This window comes from Heyndrickxia coagulans DSM 1 = ATCC 7050 (assembly GCF_000290615.1).
In the GTDB taxonomy this organism is placed as follows: Bacteria; Bacillota; Bacilli; order Bacillales; family Bacillaceae_C; genus Weizmannia; species Weizmannia coagulans.
The window spans coordinates 1-241 of sequence record NZ_ALAS01000262.1 but is presented as its reverse complement, the minus strand read 5'-3'; the positions used below and the strand labels follow the sequence as shown (position 1 = coordinate 241).

At 42.7% G+C, this 241-nt stretch carries 1 protein-coding gene; it reads right to left on the bottom strand.

Features of this window, described 5'->3' with window-relative positions; all coding sequences use genetic code 11:
* A partial coding sequence (locus IC21_RS14260; protein ID WP_035181064.1) for a transposase occupies positions 1 to 241 on the bottom strand: 241 nt, incomplete at both ends.

Sequence of the window (241 nt, the reverse complement as noted above, 5' to 3'; positions counted from 1 at the left end):
AAAGTAGTGAACATCCCCCAGCCGTTATCATGAACGCTTTTCCCAAAGTGAAGGGCTTGAGACATCCCTTTCATGTTCAAGTCCTCAATCGCGACAGCATCAAAGTTAGGAGCTAATTCTTTTGACTTATGATGAAGAAAATTCATGCGTCGGTTCGCCACTTTCTCATGTAACTTAGCCACTACTAGTCGTTGCTTGTTCCAACGTGCAGAACCTTTCTTTCTTCGAGAAAGAATTCGTT